This is a genomic window from Ruegeria sp. 6PALISEP08 (genome assembly GCF_001238295.1).
GTDB lineage: Bacteria > Pseudomonadota > Alphaproteobacteria > Rhodobacterales > Rhodobacteraceae > Ruegeria.
In genome coordinates this window covers 1-17,508 of record NZ_LGXZ01000011.1, presented here as the reverse complement: position 1 = coordinate 17,508, position 17,508 = coordinate 1, and the positions used below count along the sequence as shown (strand labels likewise).

Below are 17,508 nucleotides of genomic sequence, written 5' to 3'. Positions count from 1 at the left end.
TCAGCCCATGGAGTGACGGTAGCCAGCCGAGTAGGTCCCGGTGACATAGTGTTCCAACTGCCGCTCGATGTCGCCCAGCAGCGATGACGCACCAAAGCGGAACAGGTCCGGCTCCAGCCAACGGTCGCCCAGCTCGTCCTTGATCAGCGACAGATAGACCAGCGCATCCTTGGCTTTCGAAATGCCACCCGCAGGCTTGTACCCTACGCGATATCCGGTGCGATCATAGTAGTCGCGGATGGCGCGGATCATGACCAGTGAGACAGGCAGGGTGGCGTTGACGTTTTCCTTGCCGGTCGAGGTTTTTATGAAATCCGCCCCCGCCATCATGCAGACCAGCGAGGCGCGCGCGACGTTGCGCAGGCTGCCCAGTTCACCGGTCGCAAGGATGGCTTTGACATGGGCATCGCCGCAGGCCACGCGGAAAGCCTTCATCTCTTCATACAGCGCCTGCCAATCGCCCGACAGCACATGACGGCGCGAGATCACGATGTCGATCTCTTCTGCACCGGCTTTCACGCTTTCTTCGATCTCTGCCACGCGCAGGTGGAAAGGGGACAGGCCCGCCGGGAAACCTGTCGAGACAGCAGCAACCGGAATGCCGGTGCCTTTCAGCGCGTTCACGGCGGTTTCGATCATGTCGTGATAGACACAGACGGCGCCCGTGGTGATCGGCGGCATTTCCAGCGTTTGGAGGACTGAAGGCGCAACGGGCTGGCGCGCCTTGGCGCACAGACGGCGCACGCGACCCACGGTGTCATCGCCGGACAAGGTGGTCAGGTCAATCATCGTGATCGCCTTCAGCAGCCACGCAGCCTGATACTCTTTTTTCACTGACCGACGCCCGGGCAGGGTGGCTGCCCGACGTTCAATCGCGGAAGTGTTGGCCTGAACAGCGCGGACCCAATCCAGATCCAGTTCCATGCCGGGATTCCGGGGTTCAGTCACTTGCGGCAGATGCGCGGTGCGCACGGGGCTTTCTGAGCTCTGCGTATCCATAGTCACGTCCTTTGGGAGGTTTGCGACAAAATCGCATGGTAGGCCGTGGAATGGAAGGTGTTGAGAGGGTTTGATTGGGAAATTTTTGACCAAATGGACAAATAAGCATGACTTTCTTGCGAATAATTCGCATTAGCGTTGACTTGGTTGCGAGTGGTTCTCATATTTATCCTAATCAGGACGCGAAATTGAGGTCTAAGATGATTCGTCGGAGTTTTCTTTGCACATTGGTGCTGGCGGTTTCACTGCCACTGGCAGCTTGGGCCGAGGCACCGCTCAAAGTGGTTGCCACGACGGGCATGATCGCGGATGCGGCGCGTCAGGTCGGTGGCGATCAGGTTGAGGTCAAAGGGCTGATGGGCCCCGGCGTGGACCCGCATGCCTATCGCCAGACCCGCAGTGACATCGCGGCCATGACCCGCGCGGATCTGATCCTGTGGCACGGTCTGTATCTGGAAGCGCAGATGGAACATTTCTTCCATGATCTGGGGCGCAAACGGACCGTGGTCGCAGTTGCTGAAGGGGTCGATAAATCCAAACTGCGTGCGCATGATGATTACGCCGACAAGTTTGATCCACATGTCTGGATGACACCCAAGTTGTGGCGTGATGTTGTACTGGAAATCCAGACTGCATTGACTGAAGCACGCCCCGAAGCGGCCGAGGTTTTTGCAGCAAATGCAAAGGCCCATCTGGCTGATATCGATCGTCTGGCAACGTATGCCAACAACGCGTTGTCTTCCGTTCCGGAAAGCAGCAAGGTTCTGATCACCGCCCACGACGCCTTTGGTTATTTTGGCGAAAGCTTCGGGTTCGAGGTTCTGGGCATTCAGGGAATCTCGACCCAGTCCGAGGCTGGTCTGAACCGGATCGGTGAACTGGTAGATTTGCTGGTTGACCGTCAGGTCACGGCTGTCTTCGTTGAAAGCTCGGTCTCGGATCGTTCGATCCGCGCGCTGATCGAAGGTGCGGCTGCCAAGGGGCATGACGTGAAAGTCGGGGGCGAGCTGTTCTCGGATGCCATGGGTGAAGAGGGTACTTATGAAGGTACCTATGTCGGAATGCTGGACCATAACATCACTGTCATTGCTGGTGCTTTGGGTGGCGATGTGCCGGGTCGTGGCATGGACGGAAAACTGTCGGCGGGATTTTGATTGATGTTGGACCTGATCAGCAATGAAGGCGTGACAGTTGAGGCGCAAAGGTTGGAAGACAGCCCCCTTGCTGTGCGCGGACTGACAGTATCATACGGGCAAAAGCCTGCGGTCTTTTCGGTTGATATGACCGTCCAGCCCGGTGCGATGACTGCGATCATCGGACCGAACGGGGCTGGGAAGTCCACTTTGCTCAAGGCGGCGCTTGGTATCGTTTCGCCTCTGTCAGGTCAGGTAATCGTTTTTGGTCAGCCATTGGACAAGCAGCGTGCGCGCATTGCCTATGTCCCGCAGCGGGCCAGCGTAGATTGGGATTTCCCAACGCGTGTGATTGACGTGATCCTGATGGGCCTGTCGCGTGAGCTTGGGCTTCTGGGGCGCGTCCGCGCCCGTCACAAGGCGTGCGCGATGGACTGTCTGAACCGTGTCGGAATGCGGGACTTCGCGGATCGTCAGATCGGGCAATTGTCCGGTGGCCAGCAGCAGAGGGTATTTCTGGCCCGCGCTTTGGCGCAAGGGGCGGATCTGTACCTTCTGGATGAACCTTTCGCCGGGGTGGACGCCGCCACCGAGAAGGCCATTATTGCGGTGCTGAAATCCCTGAAAGACGCGGGCAAAACAGTTGTGGTGGTGCATCACGATCTGGCGACCGTGACCGATTACTTCGACCACGTTTTCCTGATCAATACCCGCAAAGTGGCCGAAGGGCCGGTGTCCGAGGCTTTCACTGCGGAAACGTTGCAATCCGCTTATGGAGGGCGGCTGGCAACCGCGCAGATTGATCAGATTTCGCGCGCACTGGGATAACACATGATTTGGGACGCTCTGACCCTGCAGCTTGGCTATAACGCCACGCTGGTCGCCATTGGTGCGACTTTGCTGGGTGTATCGGCGGGTGTGACGGGGACGTTCCTGTTCCTGCGCAAGCGCGCTTTGGTCAGCGATGCAATCAGCCACGCAACCCTGCCGGGCGTCTGTCTGGCTTTCATGGTTTTGGTCGCGCTGGGTGGGGATGGGCGCAACCTGTTGGGCTTGCTGGCAGGGTCAGCGATTTCGGCCTGGGTTGGGCTTCTTTGCATGAATTGGCTGACGCGCCGCACCCGACTGGCCGAAGACGCAGCGATCGGCGCGATCCTATCCGTCTTCTTCGGTTTTGGTATCGTGCTTTTGACAATCATCCAGACCATGGGTGTAGGGCGTCAGGCGGGGTTGGAGGGCTTCTTGTTGGGCTCGACCGCCGGAATGCTGTGGGCGGATGCGATGATCATTGCCATCGGTGGCGCGGCGACGCTGCTGCTGGTTCTGATCCTGCGCCGTCCCATGACTCTTGTTGCCTTTGACCCGGAATATGCTGCGGCCCGTGGCTTGCCAATCCATCGCATCGACCTTGCGATGATGGGGTTGGTCATGGCTGTCACTGTGGTCGGCCTGAAAATCGTAGGCTTGATTCTGATTGTGGCTCTGCTGATCATCCCGGCGGTCACGGCGCGGTTCTGGTCGGAGCGTTCGGAGCACGTTGTCCTGCTTGCCGGTCTTGCCGGAGGTCTGGCCGGATACATCGGCGCTGCTATTTCCGCTTCTGCCCCCAACTTGCCGACAGGCCCGATCATCGTTCTGGTCAGCTTTGCGTTTTTTGTCCTGTCCCTGTTCTGCGCCCCAAAGCGGGGGGTGCTGGCGGCGGTCTTGCGGCATTTACGCTTTCAACGCCGGGTGCACATCCGTCAGGGTCTGTTGGCACTGGCGCAGGGGCAGAAGATCTACGAACCGCTCACGCTGCGCTTGCTGCGCCGTGCGGGTCTGGTCCGGCCAGACGGGGTCGCCACTGACACCGGCAAGGCGCGGGCCGGCAAGGCGCTGCGCGACGAAAAACGCTGGGAGATCGTGCGCGGGGATCAGGCGCATGAGGCGACGGCTGCGCTGTATGACGGGATGCGGGATATCGAAACCGTCATGACCCATGATCAGATCGCTGAAATCGACCGTCAAATTGGCGGACCGCAGGGGGTACCGGCATGAGTGGTGAGGAGTTTGTACCGCTGTCGCTGACGCCGCTGCTGATTGGCACATTTGCGGCCATTGCTTGCGCCTTGCCCGGCAATTTTCTGGTGCTGCGCAAACAGGCGCTGATCGGGGACGCGATCAGCCATGTGGTGCTTCCGGGTATTGTTGTGGCGTTCCTGCTGACCGGGGCAATATCGACCTGGCCGATGATGCTGGGTGCTGCGGGCGCTGCAATTGTAGCTGTGGTTCTGATCGAGGCCATTCGCCGACTGGGTCAGATCGAACCCGGTGCAGCCATGGGCGTTGTCTTTACCACGATGTTTGCGGCGGGTGTTTTGCTGCTTGAGCAGACGGACACCTCGACTGTGCATCTGGACGTGGAACATGCGCTTTATGGCAACCTTGAAAGCCTGATCTGGCTGGATGCAACCGGCTGGGGATCATTGCTGGATGTCGAAGCCCTTGCAGGTCTGCCGCCTGAACTGTCCCGGATTGCTCTGACGCTGGTGGGTGTGTCTGTGTTCACCTGGCTGTTCTGGCGACCGCTGAAGATTTCCACCTTCGATGAAGGCTTTGCGCGCACGATCGGGATTCGAACGGGTGCCTTGGGCATGGCACTGGTTATTACCGCGGCCATCGCGGCGGTGGCCGCATTCGACGCAGTAGGCTCGATCATCGTGATCGCCATGTTCATCTGCCCTCCGGCTGCGGCCAGAATGTTGACCAACCGGCTCGAGGCGCAGATTGCCTGGAGTATTGTGTTCGCCACAGCCTCGGCAGTGTCGGGCTATGTGCTGGCAGGCTACGGCCCTTTATGGCTGGGCGGGTCGGATGCAGTCAGCGCGGCGGGCATGATTGCCACGATGTCCGGTTTGATACTTGCCGCAGCCGCTATGTTCGGACCCTGCCGAGCGCGTATCGGGGCGCACACATCTGCGTGATCCGGCATGTTCCTGCCACACCTGCCCGTGCGTCGTCGGCCAATCTCTGCCCAGATGCCCAAAAGGTTAATCTTAAGAAGATTATTGGGCAGGCACATGTTACACGCCCACTATTCATTAACTGACTCACACCACTCACTTGGTGCGTCCGGGTGGACCTGAAGGCAAAGCCGTTCACGGCCCCCCGGACACCTTTTTTCTGATCAGAAAACCTGCGCAAACCAGTGGCAGAATCGTGTGCGATTGTGCTAGGTCTAGCGGTATGGCGCAATCAAACCCCAATATCGGCGAAAGCCGCCCGGTGATCCGACAGCTGGACGATGCTGCAATCAACAGGATTGCCGCCGGTGAGGTGGTGGAACGTCCGGCCTCTGCTGTGAAGGAACTGGTCGAGAACGCTATTGACGCAGGGGCCACGCGGATTGCCATCGATATTGCAGATGGAGGCAAGACCCTGATCCGTGTCACGGATGATGGTTGCGGTATCTCGCCCGATGATCTGCCGCTGGCTTTGTCCCGCCATGCCACGTCAAAGATCGACGGGTCAGACTTGCTGAACATCCACACCTTTGGTTTTCGGGGTGAGGCGCTGCCCTCTTTGGGCGCGGTCGGGCGCCTGACCATCACCAGCCGCGTGCCGGGCATGGATGCGGCGCAGATCCACGTTGCGGGCGGCAGGATGGGCGCCGTCAAACCCGCCGCCCTACGCACAGGCACAGTGGTCGAGCTGCGCGATCTGTTCTTCGCCACACCGGCCCGGCTGAAGTTCATGCGCACCGACCGGGCCGAGGCACAGGCCATCAGCGACACAGTGAAACGGTTGGCGATGGCCGAACCTTCCGTGACCTTCACCCTGCGCGATGTGTCGGGCGGTGGCGAGGGCCGTGTCACTTTCCGTGCGGATCGCGAGAACGGAGATCTGTTCGACGCGCTCCACGCCCGTCTGGCCTGCGTGATCGGGCGTGAATTTGCCGAAAACGCTCTGCGGATCGACGCCACACGTGAGGGCATCCGGCTTTATGGCTATGCTGCCTTGCCGACTTACTCGCGTGGCGCAGCAGTCGCACAGTATCTGTTCGTCAATGGCCGCCCCGTGCGCGACAAGATGCTGACCGGCGCTTTGAGGGCCGCATATTTCGACTTCCTCAGCCGCGATCGTCATCCGGCGGCGGCTTTGTTTATCGACTGTGACCCGACGCTGGTGGATGTGAACGTTCATCCCGCCAAATCCGAGGTTCGGTTCCGCGACCCCGGCGTTGCACGGGGCTTGATCGTGTCCAGCCTGCGCCATGCACTGGCCGAGGCTGGACATCGGGCGTCCTCGACCGTGGCCAACGCGACCCTGGGCGCGATGCGGCCGGAACCGGCGCAACCGACCCCGGCGCGGGTGTATCAGATGGACCGACCTTCGCCCGCTGCGCGGCAGGCGGCCTATCGGGCGCAGTCTCCGGGCTTTGCTGAACTGGCCCAAGATTACAGCGGCAGCATTGTCGAACCGACCCCAATTACCCCGGTAGTGGAAGCACAAGACTCCCAACCGCAGGACTTGCCTTTAGGGGCCGCGCGGGGGCAGGTGCACGAGAATTACATTATCGCGCAAACCGCCGACGGTATGGTGATTGTGGACCAGCACGCCGCACATGAACGGTTGGTCTATGAGAAACTCAAAACTCAGATGGCCAATAACGGCGTCGCGGCGCAGGCGCTTCTGATCCCTGAAATCGTGGAACTGTCGGAAAGTGACTGCGCACGTCTGATGGCCGTTGCGGATGATTTGACGCGCTTTAGCCTGACGGTTGAGCCTTTTGGTGGCGGAGCTGTCGCTGTGCGTGAAACCCCAGCCATTCTGGGTGAGGTCGATGCCCGCGCGATGATCCTCGATATCCTCGACGAACTGGCCGATCAGGGCGAAAGCCAGATGGTTCAGGCAAAGATCGAGGCGATCCTCAGCCGGGTGGCCTGCCACGGTTCCATCCGATCCGGCCGCCGGATGCGCGCCGAAGAAATGAACGCCCTGCTGCGCGAGATGGAGGCGACACCGCATTCAGGTCAATGCAACCACGGTCGCCCGACCTATGTGGAGTTGAAGCTCAGCGATATCGAAAGGTTGTTCGGACGCAGTTGATCCGTCGTTCAGAACCTATTAAGAAGATAGAAACAAAACGAGAACATAAAGACTGACATGATCCAGATTGCAGGCACCCAGATCCCACTGAACGACCCGGTTCTTCTGACCGCCGGCGGGGTTGTCCTGCTGATCCTGCTGCTTTTGTTCCTGTCTTTACGGGCAGCCAATCGCTCGGCCCGGATGGCGGAACCTCTGGCGCGGCAAATGGCGCATCTGGGCCAGCATGTGCAGCAATTGGGGCAGGGGCAAGAGCAAATGCGAGGTGGCTTGCAGCATGTCTCGGACACGCAGGCCAATGCGCAGGTGCAGGTGATCCAAACGGTCGAGGCGCGTCTGTCCTCGGTCCAGCAGCAGATGAATGACCGGCTGGCTGATAACGCCATGAAGTCTGCACGTGCGCTGGCCGAGATGCAGGAGAGGATGAAAGAATCTCTGCATGGGTCATCGAAACAGACCGCGACATCCTTGACCCAATTGCAGGAGCGTCTGGCCGCGATCGACAAAGCGCAGGACAATATCACCAAACTGTCTGGCGATGTTCTCAGCCTGCAGGATATCCTGTCAAACAAGCAGACGCGCGGTGCGTTTGGGGAAATTCAGCTGACTGACATTGTCTCAAAGGCACTGCCCCGGGACAGTTTCAAGTTGCAGGCCACGCTGTCCAACGGGCGTCGTGCGGATTGTCTGATCCATCTGCCGAACCCGCCGGGCCCCATCGTGATCGACAGCAAATTCCCGTTGGAGGCGTATGAGGCATTAATAGGTGCGACCAATGACGCTGAGCTGAAAGCGGCCTTGCAGATGTTCCGCAGTACGGTCCGCAAACACATCACCGACATTGCCGAGAAGTACATCCTGGACGGTGAAACCGCCGATGGTGCGCTGATGTTCCTGCCGTCCGAGGCCGTTTATGCTGAACTTCACGCCAAGTTCCCTGAGCTGGTTCAGGAGAGTTTTGCCAAGCGCGTCTGGATCGTTTCACCCACCACCTGCATGGCGACGCTGAACACGATGCGCGCGATCCTGAAGGATGCGCGCATGCGCGAACAGGCCGGTGCGATCCGCAAAGAACTGGGGTTGCTGCACAAGGATGTGGATCGTCTGGGGGATCGTGTGACCAATCTGGACCGCCATTTTGGACAGGCGGCCAAGGATATCTCGGAAATCAAGATCAGTGCGGAAAAAGCTGGCCGACGGGCGCAACGTCTGGACAATTTTGATTTCGAGGAAATCGCACCTGATGCCGCGTCAGACGTTGTGCCTTTGGCGCGTCACGAAGGCTGAAATCACTGGATCGACAGGTCCAGATTGTACCCCACGGTTTTGCCTGTGTCCCTGTCATTGCCCATCAGGTAGACGCGGATCGTGTAATCTCCTTCGTCTGGCAAGTTGATCCGGGCCGTATTGCCGTTAATCGATCCATTATAGATCGCAACGCCGTCGCTTCCCGGTGGCAGGATATTGAAGTAAATGACGCCGTTTCCATTGGTGTCACTGACCTGAAGGTCGGCCAACATCTCCTGTCCGGCTTTGGCGCCCAGCACATAGTCGAAATATTCATCGCCAGTGACAGTCCCGCTGACCATGGTGCCATAATTGCCGGACTCAAACTGTACCTCAGCCCTCATTTGGGCTGATGCGCCAGCTGCAACGCCCAGCAAAAGGGTCGACAAAAGTAGTTTTCCTGTCATGTCTGTGTCCTTTCAAGTCGGGCCTGAGGTGGAAATCACCAGCAGGTCAGATGCGTAGGAAGGGCTGGAACAGGCGCGGCATGAGCTTGCTGAACTTCAGCGGCGCATCCGTGACCGCAAGACAAATGCAGTCTTCCGAGATATCAGCGACGGGTGAGTGTTCCAGGTTCTCGTCAGCGATTTCAACATCACCGCGAGCGAAGTGATCAACCTCGTCCGAAAACGCGCCTTGCAGTACCATTGTCAGTTCCTTGCCCTGATGACCGTGGTCCGGGACCGCCGCGCCGGCTGGAATGAACAACAATCGCGCTGTGGCCTCTTTGGTGGTCGGCAGGATGGCCTGCTTCACGCCCATGCCAATCGATTTCCAGCGAATGTCTGCGACGGTTCCACCCACGTAGTCCTGCAAGGGGGTTGGCAAAACGGAGCAGCCGGCGCGCGCGGGTTTGGGGGTCGGTGCGCCCTGAGCTATCAAGGCCATGGTTGCCGCCAAAGAAGCATCAGAAATGGCGACTAAACCTGCTTGATCGTCCAGAACTTGCCCACCAACGGCGTCAAAGCTCTCGGCCCGTGCGCGGCAATGGTTACACAGGGACAGATGGGTCGCGACCATTAGATCGAACGCCTCGGGCAAATTCCCCGCAGCATAAGCCATCAGCAGGTCATCTGTCAGGTGATGTTTAATCGACTTGCTCATCTCACTCATCTCAGTTCATTGCATGGCGCAAGCGGTCCAGCGCCAGCCTTATACGTGATTTGATCGTGCCCAGGGGCAACCCGGTCTGTGACGCAATTTCCCCGTGGCTCATATCTCCGAAATACGCCTTCTCGATCAGCTCTCTCTGCGCTTCCGGCAACGCCAGCATGGCGGTGCGCAGCTGCGCGGTTTCCTGTTGCAGCGCGATGACGTCTTCCTGGTCAGGCTCGGCCTCGGGTCCCCATCCCAGTTCCTCGGGTTCGGGGCGGCGTTGCTTGCGCAGCACGTCGATGCGCTTGTTCCGAGCAATTGTGAACACCCACGTGGCCACGGTGGCCCGTGTTGGATCGAACAGATGGGCCTTGTGCCACAAGGTTGCCATCACCTCTTGCGCGCATTCTTCGGCCATGGTGGCATCAGACCCTGACTTCATCAGGAACCCCTTGATTCGTGGCGCGAAGTGCTGGAACAACTCGGCAAAGGCCGACTGGTCCTGCGCATCCCGGATGCGTTTGACGTGTTCCACCCACTCGGATCTGGCGTCGCAACTGTCTTTTGTTCCGTTCACCTGTCTACCCTTGATGCGTTTCTTCGCGCGCCAAGGCTGAGGGGCGGCTGTGTCAACCGCAGGTTCGTCCAAGGTCGCAGTATTGATCTCGGTAAACATAACCACATTACGGGCCGCACCCCAAGCCGGATCACTTTATCAGGACATTATGATCCAACCTGCGCCAAATTCCGTACTATAAATGTATGCATTGGACAGAAAACGATGCTGTTTTAGGCAGTTATGGGCAGGTCTGAAAACAAACAATGGCAAAAGAGATAGATCATATCGCTGGCCACACCTATCACGGGCGCAAGGGCGGGATCGAAAATGCGTTTCGGTATTCGATCGATTACATTTTGTTCGACCCTGAGGCACAGCTGAATACGCCGCTGCTATTTTCACGTGACCGCGCAAATGTCGCCAACTGGCGCACGAGCGATCATGGTGGCGCGCCCGGTAAAGGTGAAGGTGCCGCGTGGTTGCGTGCCCGCTTTGACAAGATGGCAGTGCCGCAACCGGCGCACATCATGTTGCTGACTCAGCCAAGGGTTCTGGGGCATGTCTTCAACCCGGTGAGCTTCTGGTTCTGTTTTGACGACAACGGCCAATTCTACGCCGTTGTAGCCGAGGTGACGAACACCTTTGGGACGCGACACAGCTATCTGTGCCACAAGCCTGGTTTTGCAGCCATCGAGCCATCAGACCGGGTGGTGGCCGATAAGCTGATGCATGTCTCTCCGTTCCAGAAGATCGAAGGCACCTATACGTTCCGGTTCGATTTTCGCGTGGACAGGGTCGGTATCTGGATCGACTATACACGGCCCGACGGTGGGCTGATCGCCACACTGACCGGACCGCGCCAGCCACTGACAAATCGTTTGATCCTGTGGTCTTTGCTTCGGCGTCCATTTGGGGCCCGGCGGACCTTTGCGCTGATCGTTTGGCAGGCGTTGAAACTGTGGGTGAAAAAGGCATCCTTCCGCCCGTTTCGATCCGAGCCTGTACCAGAACAACCGATATCCCGAGCGCGGGACTGATCGCTGGTTTGCTTAAGATCAAAGACTCAGGTCCTCTTCGATGGTTGTGATGGCATGACAACCGCGAACAACAGGAGCTGAGGACATGTTGGAAATTTCGGCAAGGAAAGTTGCCCAAGTGGCCATGATGGGCCGTGAACTGAACCGGGCCGAGGGTGAGCTGCGGGCGTTCATCGGCCGTATGGGCGAAGACGAGCAGGCCGAGCTGGTCGCCATCATGTGGATCGGCCGCGAAAGCTTTTTCGCTGAAGACCTGGCCGAAGCCATCGCAACCGCCAAGTCCGAAGCCTCGACCCCCTGCGCCGACTACCTGATCGGCACCCCGCATCTGTCGGACCACCTTGAGAACGGACTGGATGCGTTGGGCATCTCGGCTGAGGATGTTGAGAACGACCTGATGTAATTCACCTCGTCGACCAAGTGCCATGGGTGGCGGTTCGCCCGCCATCTGATTTTAATCATTGATTAAGATGCGTGTTGCGGATGCATTTAGCAGATACGCTTCGGCGGATCTGATCCACCGCGCGCTTCCTCCGAACCTATCTAAACAAACCTTAATGAAGCGCTTTGATAACGTTAAGGCAGCGTTCCCAAATTTGATGTCAGGAAGACAATACACATCAAATTCAGGAGGACAAAGACATGGTACATACCCAGACAGCAGACACCCGGAACGGCCTTTTTGACGGCCTGTTTTCGAAATACGCCGATGGAAAGGTCGAACACTTCCGTCGCCGGATTGTTGCAAAAACTGTGCGCGATCTCGAAAGGCTGGACGACCAGCAACTTGCCGATATCGGTATCCAGCGGGACCAGATCAAACGGCGCGCGTATGAGAGTGTTTATTACAACAAGCCTTACCGGCAGTGATACCAAACTCAGCCGGATTTCAAGTTACCCAAATGAACCAGTCAGTGAGGTTATCAGTATGTTTGACGTTATCCCGCCCATCAATCAACCGGCCCCGGCGGCCAGCGCATTGCTGCTGTTCGACCGTGCCATGCGCATCCGAGCGATCAGCCCTGACATTGTCCGCGCGGCCCAGCATCTGAACGCTTTGAACGATCATCAATTGTCAGAGCTTGGCATCAATCGCTGCGATATCGAAGACACGATTGAGCGGTACATCTGAAGGCCCGAATAGGGAAAGCTAGACATGCCTAAAGAAGAACAATGAAAGCCATTCCAGCAAACCTGGGATGGCTTTCTTCTTTCCACTAGTTCAGGTGTTCGACGATCTGCAAATGTTGCGCCAGTTTATCGATCTCACCCATCCAATCCTGCACAAGCTTCGGGTCGCTGGGTGCTGCGTGAACCCCGGCCGGAATCGCGCGGTTCAGGACGGCCTCAATAGCCAGTGAGACGGGGATAGACACCAGACGCGCCATCGCGGTGCCACGCGCATCACCCCACGCGTCCATGACATAGGTTTTGTTCCAAACCTCGATGCCGTCCTTCTCGGCCTTCAGGCCAACGCACAGCACAACCCGGTCAGGTTCGCCTTCTTCATAGGCGTTTTCGTCCCAGAACTGATCCGACATCTCTTTCAAACGTGCATCGCCTTCAGGCCCCGACAGGGTTTCAATCTCGGCGAACACATCCGACCATGCATCGGCCCAGCCGTTCAGGCGCAGGGTGCCGCGGACGAATTCCTTGACCGGCCAATGATCCTCGAAATGGTATTGCGCCTTGAACGGGATCGAGTCGCGGTTCGGGTAGACTTCGAAGCTTTCCGGGGTCGGAAGCGGTGCAACATAGCTGCTGATCGCGTCCCACGGGCGGGCAACGTCCAGCGGAGCATAGTCACGAATGGATTTCGAAGGCGAACGCAATGCTTTCAGAACACCCAAAGGCGACCAGCTGAATTTGTAGCGGAAGGGGTTTGAGGTTTTCGGGATACCACCGCAGTATGAGATAAAGCTTAGGTGGTTTTCCGGGTCAAATGCATCTGAAGCACGATAGTCGTCGACCAGCGCATGGGCCATCAGGTGGTCGATGCCCGGGTCCAGCCCGACTTCGTTGACCAGAACCACACCGGCTTCGCGCGCCTTGTCGTCCAGTGCACGCATCTCGGGAGCGATGTACGATGACGAGACGAAGTTGGCCTGTTTCGAGATCGCCAGTTCTGCCAGTGGAACATGCCAGTCGCCCGGTAGCATCGAGACGATCACGTCGCCTTTTCCAAGCACCGCGCCAAGTGAATCAATGTCGAAGGCTCGGATATCGTCGGTCAGATCTCCGACCTCGGCCTTGGCCTTTTCGATGGTTCGGTTCCAGACTGTGACCTTGTGCCCGCCCTCGATCAGGCGGCGCAGGCCGGGAATGGCCGACAGGCCGGTGCCACACCAGTGAATCGTCATCGTTCAGAGTCCTTCGATATGGGTATTGCAGGTTGCTTCTGCCCGACCCCAGACACCGCTGTCCAGATCATTCAATGTCAACAAAGAAGGCAGCAGTTGTGCGGCATAGTCTTCCGAACTTTCGACCGGCAGCATCGACGGCAGATTGTCGATGGCCATCACGTCCATCACCGGATCATTCGCGACGCGCAGGGCAGGTGCGTCCCATGTGGTTGCGCGGTCATAGACCGGCACCGGGTTGTAATCACTGTCCGGGTCGCAGGCCACGTCACCAATGGCGGTCAGGTTGCGCGGGGCGGTCAGGGCCTCTTGCGGGACAAAAACAGGCGTACCGGGGCGCGCGAAAATGCAATTCAGGAACAGATCGTGGTCCAGGATCTCCGGGAAAGGTCCACCGCTGGAAGTTTCGGCCATATCCCATTTGGTGACAGCGACGCCCATCGCTTCGCACAAATCGGCAGCGCCAGTGCCAACGCGGCCCAACGCCCCGATGACGATGGCGCGCGGTCGGGCGGTTCCGGTGGCGTCCAGTTCAGCCAGCAGATCGTCATTCAGCGCGTCCTTGCCCGCGTAGACACCTACGGGCGGGCATACCTCGCCCCGCTGCTGCGCGGCCCATGCTTTCAGGGTAACTGCCGCTCCGGCATACCCGGCCCAATAGCCAAAGGCGGCAACCCGGCGGCCGTCTTCATCCACCAGATATTCCAGATCATACAGCGTACCGCCCCCGGCTTTGAACCGTTCCAACAGCGCGCGACCAGAATGCTGGCCCTTGTAGGCATGGCCGAACATGATGTGGCGATGGGGCAGGGGCGTGCCGTCCTCGGGCAGTTCCTTGAGACCGAAGATGATCGCGTCCAGCGGGGCTTCGGGCCAGGAGTTTTCAGCTGCGATCTCGCAGCCTGCGTCCTTGTAGCGGTCAATCGGAATGGCACGGACATGGCTTTCCTCGACCGTCACGCGGATGCCAGCCGCGATCAGCGCTGCGGCGCCTTCAGGGGTCAACCCAACCCGTTCCTCGTTCGGGCGCTGTTCTGCCCGGACCCAGAGATGTGTCATCGTATTTCCTTTTGTCAGAGCATTCCGGCGGCACGGACCGCCTGAACCGAGGGTCGTGCCTCCATCGCTTCGCGGAAGGCGAGAATTTTGGGGAAGGTCGTGACATCGACACCGTCACCTTCCAGCCAACTGCAAACCACATAAAGGTAGGCATCTGCCAGCGAGAACGCCTCACCCAGCACAAACGGACCACGCAACCCGTTTGAACAGATATAGTCACAGGACGCAGTCATCGTCTGCGCCACCTTGTCTTTCATGTCCTTCCAGCTGGATTTCTTGTCGGCCCAGCGGTGGCCCCGCATCTTGTGGGCATGGTTCACATGCATGGTCGAGGCCAGGTAGAACATCACCTCGCGCATCCGCGCGGCCATGACCGGATCAGCGGGCACCAGCCCGGCTTCAGGTGCTTTGGCCGCGATATACTCCAGCAACGCTCCGGTTTCGGTCAGGATGCCGCCATCAACAACCAGCGCCGGAACGCGGCCCTTTGGGTTGATCTGCCTGTAGGCAGATTTCGTCTGCTCGCCCCCGGCAAAATCAAGCATGATCGCTTCATACTCAAGTCCTGCCTCTTCCAGGGTAATCGCAACAGCGACCGAGATGGTGCGGGGGGCATAGTAAAGCTGCATCAGAGGTCTCCGATCAAATTACAGGTGTGTCTGCGCGAACTGCCGGTCGGGTGCTTCCAGATGCGGAACGGCGTTGAACAGAACCGGGCTTAGCTGAGCCCCAATCGGGTGCAGACGATGCATTGACGTGTTCATGATGGCAAGGGCCACCCGCGCCATGGACGGGATGTCCAGCCCCATTGCCTGCCGCACCACCATCGAGATCAGCGCGCCTGATGTCACCACGATGGCCGGTCCGCCTGCGGTCCCGATCTCGTGCAGCGCGTCGCGGACGCGTGTTTCGAATTCGTCAAAGGATTCGGGCGTGTCCTCGATTTCCCCACTGGCCCACGCTGTAAATGTCTTTGGCAGATGCTCGACAAAGCCCTCGCGATCCGTTGGGATCGCAACACCGTGCTGTTCTTCGAACAGTTGCGCAAGCGTGAAATACTCAATCTCATTGAGCCGGGCATCTTGCACCGGATTGACCAACCCCATGCTGGCGGCTGTTTCGGCATGGCGAGTCAGAGTGCCGCAAAAGACGCGGGGATAGTGGCTGCGGGTGTCACGAAGATGCGCGCCCAGCCAGCGGGCTTGCTGATGCCCCAACTCGCTAAGCCTGTCATAACTTACTTCGTCGCGCGCTGCGGTGTTGGCCTGTCCGTGACGCACCAATGTAATATGTGACATGTCAGTCCCTCTTGCGCAGACGTCTTAGGGCAGGTTCCACCCCGGGACCAGAGGGGTTTCATGTACCATTGAAAAAATCCTCGCTGTGGTCCGGTTTGTGGCTATGGTCTGCCCAAGGAAAACTCGGAGGATGTCATGTCGGTCAATCACACGCGGTTCTTGGCAGATTTGCATAAGTTACGCGAATTTGGGGCCTCGGGTGTCGGCAAGGGCGTGATCCGACCGGCATACTCAGAAGCGGATATTGCTGCGCGCAAATGGCTTGCAGAACGCATGTCTGACGCCGGGCTGACACCACATTTCGATCCGGTCGGAAATCTGTTCGGGTTGGCCGAAGGCCCTTCGTTGCTGATGGGATCGCATTCCGACAGCCAGCCCGAAGGCGGCTGGCTGGATGGCGCGCTGGGTGTCATTGCCGCGTTGGAGATCGCGCGCTTCAGTGACCGGCCCATCTCGGTCGTCAGCTTTCAGGACGAAGAAGGGCGGTTTGGTGTGACCACTGGCTCTGCCGTGTGGTCCGGTGGCCTGCCGTTGGATCAGGCGGATGGGCTGACGGATGGCGCGGGTGTCAGCTTTGGTGCCGCCCGTGCCTCAATGTCCGGGATGTCCGGTGACTTTGTGGACCCTTCCCGGTTCAGCGGCTTTGTTGAGATGCATATCGAACAAGGCCCTTCCCTGGACGCGGCGGGTGAGCAGATCGGCGTTGTTACCGATATTGTCGGCATCCGCGACATGTCGATTACTTTTGAGGGTCAGCAGAACCACGCAGGCACAACACCGATGCACCTGCGCCGCGATGCGTTTCAGGCACTGTCCCTTTTCAACACGCGTCTCAATGACCGTTTCCGCAATGTGGTGACGCCTCAGACCGTCTGGACCATCGGGCGTGTTGACGTGCATCCCAATGCTTCGTCCATCGTTCCGGGGCGGGTTCGGTTTTCGATGCAATGGCGCGATGGCGATGCGGACCGGCTGGTCCGGATGGAAGAGATCATTCGCGCGACAGCTTTGGAGGTTGCCGATGAACAGGGGATGGCGCTGGATTACGGCCCGATGCTGGGGCTGGAGCCTGTTGCCATGGACCGGACACTGCGGGAAGCCTTGGAAAGCGGCGCGCAACAGGTCGCTCCGGGGAAATGGCGCCGGATGCCTTCGGGCGCGTTGCATGATGCAACAAACGTGTCGCGCCTGATGCCGGTTGCAATGTTGTTTGTGCCTTCGATCAACGGAATCAGCCACGATTTCGCCGAAGACACCGCAGAAAGCGATCTGCTTGCCGGACTGAACGTGCTCGACACCGCCGTTCAGGTGCTTGGGGGGCAATGGTAAAAGGAGAAGGCAAAATACTGATTTTTCTGATCCTTGCGGCCAAGTAGGCTGGAGCAAAACAGCGGAAACATTTCCGGGGTTTTAGGGTTCGAACAAGGCGTGTTGCTTAAGGGAAAAAAGTTTCCTATAGGAACATTTATATGCATACCTCCGTATGCAGTGCTGTCCAAAGCCGGTGTGACGGGTGTAAACTGTCTGGAATCGTTGCAATCCGCGCAGCTTGGGGCAGACTGACGGGGATGCGTCAACCCACAGGTACGAAAA

The 17,508-nt window shown here is 58.6% G+C and carries 19 protein-coding genes; 11 read left to right on the top strand and 8 right to left on the bottom strand.

The window, feature by feature from the left end:
* A complete protein-coding gene (gene deoC, locus ALB80_RS15795) occupies nt 1–999 on the bottom strand; it encodes a deoxyribose-phosphate aldolase (protein ID WP_050605061.1) in 999 nt (332 codons plus the stop codon).
* Nucleotides 1,000–1,199: 200 nt separating this feature from the next.
* On the opposite strand from deoC, the gene ALB80_RS15790 reads away from it, so the two are divergent.
* From ALB80_RS15790 to ALB80_RS15765, 6 genes are all read left to right on the top strand, one after another.
* On the top strand, nt 1,200–2,153 hold the full coding sequence (locus ALB80_RS15790; RefSeq protein ID WP_050605060.1) for a metal ABC transporter solute-binding protein, Zn/Mn family: 954 nt from the start codon (nt 1,200–1,202) through the stop codon (nt 2,151–2,153).
* A gap of 3 nt (nt 2,154–2,156) precedes the next feature.
* Nucleotides 2,157–2,960: a metal ABC transporter ATP-binding protein gene (locus tag ALB80_RS15785; protein WP_050605059.1), complete on the top strand. Its 804-nt coding sequence runs from the start codon at nt 2,157–2,159 to the stop codon at nt 2,958–2,960.
* A gap of 3 nt (nt 2,961–2,963) precedes the next feature.
* Nucleotides 2,964–4,169: a metal ABC transporter permease gene (locus tag ALB80_RS15780; RefSeq protein ID WP_050605058.1), complete on the top strand. Its 1,206-nt coding sequence runs from the start codon at nt 2,964–2,966 to the stop codon at nt 4,167–4,169.
* Entirely contained in the window at nt 4,166–5,095 is a 930-nt protein-coding gene (locus tag ALB80_RS15775; RefSeq protein WP_050605057.1) for a metal ABC transporter permease, read from the top strand. Before ALB80_RS15780 ends, ALB80_RS15775 begins: the two co-directional genes overlap by 4 nt.
* Before the next feature lie 262 nt (nt 5,096–5,357).
* Nucleotides 5,358–7,220, top strand: a complete 1,863-nt coding sequence (gene mutL / locus ALB80_RS15770) for a DNA mismatch repair endonuclease MutL (RefSeq protein WP_050605056.1) — start codon at nt 5,358–5,360, stop codon at nt 7,218–7,220.
* 57 nt (nt 7,221–7,277) lie between these two features.
* Nucleotides 7,278–8,507: a DNA recombination protein RmuC gene (locus tag ALB80_RS15765; RefSeq protein ID WP_050605055.1), complete on the top strand. Its 1,230-nt coding sequence runs from the start codon at nt 7,278–7,280 to the stop codon at nt 8,505–8,507.
* A gap of 2 nt (nt 8,508–8,509) precedes the next feature.
* On the opposite strand, the gene ALB80_RS15760 is transcribed toward ALB80_RS15765, so the two are convergent.
* Genes ALB80_RS15760 through ALB80_RS15750 form a run of 3 tightly spaced genes read right to left on the bottom strand, consistent with a single transcriptional unit; the run spans nt 8,510 to nt 10,278 of the window.
* A complete protein-coding gene (locus tag ALB80_RS15760; protein WP_050605054.1) occupies nt 8,510–8,914 on the bottom strand; it encodes a hypothetical protein in 405 nt (134 codons plus the stop codon).
* Between the two features lie 46 nt (nt 8,915–8,960).
* Entirely contained in the window at nt 8,961–9,611 is a 651-nt protein-coding gene (locus ALB80_RS15755; protein WP_050605053.1) for a ChrR family anti-sigma-E factor, read from the bottom strand.
* Nucleotides 9,612–9,621: 10 nt separating this feature from the next.
* Nucleotides 9,622–10,278: a sigma-70 family RNA polymerase sigma factor gene (locus tag ALB80_RS15750; RefSeq protein ID WP_050605052.1), complete on the bottom strand. Its 657-nt coding sequence runs from the start codon at nt 10,276–10,278 to the stop codon at nt 9,622–9,624.
* A 146-nt stretch (nt 10,279–10,424) separates the two neighbouring features.
* On the opposite strand from ALB80_RS15750, the gene ALB80_RS15745 reads away from it, so the two are divergent.
* The 4 genes from ALB80_RS15745 to ALB80_RS22430 all read left to right on the top strand — a co-directional run bounded on the left by ALB80_RS15745 (nt 10,425) and on the right by ALB80_RS22430 (nt 12,330).
* A complete protein-coding gene (locus ALB80_RS15745; protein WP_050605051.1) occupies nt 10,425–11,198 on the top strand; it encodes a DUF1365 domain-containing protein in 774 nt (257 codons plus the stop codon).
* 85 nt (nt 11,199–11,283) lie between these two features.
* Nucleotides 11,284–11,601 carry a DUF3775 domain-containing protein gene (locus ALB80_RS15740; RefSeq protein ID WP_050605050.1) on the top strand — a complete coding sequence of 106 codons (318 nt, stop codon included), beginning with the start codon at nt 11,284–11,286 and terminating at the stop codon, nt 11,599–11,601.
* A 239-nt stretch (nt 11,602–11,840) separates the two neighbouring features.
* The gene (locus ALB80_RS15735; RefSeq protein ID WP_050605049.1) at nt 11,841–12,068 is read left to right on the top strand and encodes a DUF1127 domain-containing protein; all 228 of its coding nucleotides are present in this window, start codon (nt 11,841–11,843) and stop codon (nt 12,066–12,068) included.
* 58 nt (nt 12,069–12,126) lie between these two features.
* Nucleotides 12,127–12,330, top strand: a complete 204-nt coding sequence (locus ALB80_RS22430; protein ID WP_050605048.1) for a DUF1127 domain-containing protein — start codon at nt 12,127–12,129, stop codon at nt 12,328–12,330.
* A gap of 85 nt (nt 12,331–12,415) precedes the next feature.
* Here the strand turns inward: ALB80_RS22430 and ALB80_RS15725 are convergent, their stop codons facing one another.
* From ALB80_RS15725 to ALB80_RS15710, 4 genes are read right to left on the bottom strand one after another with little or no spacing between them, the layout of a single operon-like run.
* The gene (locus ALB80_RS15725; protein WP_050605047.1) at nt 12,416–13,558 is read right to left on the bottom strand and encodes a saccharopine dehydrogenase family protein; all 1,143 of its coding nucleotides are present in this window, start codon (nt 13,556–13,558) and stop codon (nt 12,416–12,418) included.
* Between the two features lie 3 nt (nt 13,559–13,561).
* Entirely contained in the window at nt 13,562–14,617 is a 1,056-nt protein-coding gene (locus ALB80_RS15720; protein ID WP_050605046.1) for a saccharopine dehydrogenase, read from the bottom strand.
* A gap of 14 nt (nt 14,618–14,631) precedes the next feature.
* The gene (locus ALB80_RS15715) at nt 14,632–15,246 is read right to left on the bottom strand and encodes a glutathione S-transferase family protein (RefSeq protein WP_050605045.1); all 615 of its coding nucleotides are present in this window, start codon (nt 15,244–15,246) and stop codon (nt 14,632–14,634) included.
* A gap of 18 nt (nt 15,247–15,264) precedes the next feature.
* Complete coding sequence (locus ALB80_RS15710; RefSeq protein ID WP_050605044.1) at nt 15,265–15,915, bottom strand: histidine phosphatase family protein; 651 nt, start codon at nt 15,913–15,915, stop codon at nt 15,265–15,267.
* Nucleotides 15,916–16,050: 135 nt separating this feature from the next.
* Between ALB80_RS15710 and ALB80_RS15705 the strand changes: the two genes are divergently transcribed.
* Entirely contained in the window at nt 16,051–17,244 is a 1,194-nt protein-coding gene (locus ALB80_RS15705; protein ID WP_050605043.1) for a Zn-dependent hydrolase, read from the top strand.
* Nucleotides 17,245–17,508 lie beyond the last annotated feature (264 nt).

Coding starts and splice junctions, on each gene's coding strand:
- deoC (WP_050605061.1), bottom strand. CDS start 999: ATGGATACGCAGAGCTCAGAAAGCCCCGTGCGCACCGCGCATCTGCCG.
- ALB80_RS15790 (WP_050605060.1), top strand. CDS start 1,200: ATGATTCGTCGGAGTTTTCTTTGCACATTGGTGCTGGCGGTTTCACTG.
- ALB80_RS15785 (WP_050605059.1), top strand. CDS start 2,157: ATGTTGGACCTGATCAGCAATGAAGGCGTGACAGTTGAGGCGCAAAGG.
- ALB80_RS15780 (WP_050605058.1), top strand. CDS start 2,964: ATGATTTGGGACGCTCTGACCCTGCAGCTTGGCTATAACGCCACGCTG.
- ALB80_RS15775 (WP_050605057.1), top strand. CDS start 4,166: ATGAGTGGTGAGGAGTTTGTACCGCTGTCGCTGACGCCGCTGCTGATT.
- mutL (WP_050605056.1), top strand. CDS start 5,358: ATGGCGCAATCAAACCCCAATATCGGCGAAAGCCGCCCGGTGATCCGA.
- ALB80_RS15765 (WP_050605055.1), top strand. CDS start 7,278: ATGATCCAGATTGCAGGCACCCAGATCCCACTGAACGACCCGGTTCTT.
- ALB80_RS15760 (WP_050605054.1), bottom strand. CDS start 8,914: ATGACAGGAAAACTACTTTTGTCGACCCTTTTGCTGGGCGTTGCAGCT.
- ALB80_RS15755 (WP_050605053.1), bottom strand. CDS start 9,611: ATGAGCAAGTCGATTAAACATCACCTGACAGATGACCTGCTGATGGCT.
- ALB80_RS15750 (WP_050605052.1), bottom strand. CDS start 10,278: ATGTTTACCGAGATCAATACTGCGACCTTGGACGAACCTGCGGTTGAC.
- ALB80_RS15745 (WP_050605051.1), top strand. CDS start 10,425: ATGGCAAAAGAGATAGATCATATCGCTGGCCACACCTATCACGGGCGC.
- ALB80_RS15740 (WP_050605050.1), top strand. CDS start 11,284: ATGTTGGAAATTTCGGCAAGGAAAGTTGCCCAAGTGGCCATGATGGGC.
- ALB80_RS15735 (WP_050605049.1), top strand. CDS start 11,841: ATGGTACATACCCAGACAGCAGACACCCGGAACGGCCTTTTTGACGGC.
- ALB80_RS22430 (WP_050605048.1), top strand. CDS start 12,127: ATGTTTGACGTTATCCCGCCCATCAATCAACCGGCCCCGGCGGCCAGC.
- ALB80_RS15725 (WP_050605047.1), bottom strand. CDS start 13,558: ATGACGATTCACTGGTGTGGCACCGGCCTGTCGGCCATTCCCGGCCTG.
- ALB80_RS15720 (WP_050605046.1), bottom strand. CDS start 14,617: ATGACACATCTCTGGGTCCGGGCAGAACAGCGCCCGAACGAGGAACGG.
- ALB80_RS15715 (WP_050605045.1), bottom strand. CDS start 15,246: ATGCAGCTTTACTATGCCCCCCGCACCATCTCGGTCGCTGTTGCGATT.
- ALB80_RS15710 (WP_050605044.1), bottom strand. CDS start 15,915: ATGTCACATATTACATTGGTGCGTCACGGACAGGCCAACACCGCAGCG.
- ALB80_RS15705 (WP_050605043.1), top strand. CDS start 16,051: ATGTCGGTCAATCACACGCGGTTCTTGGCAGATTTGCATAAGTTACGC.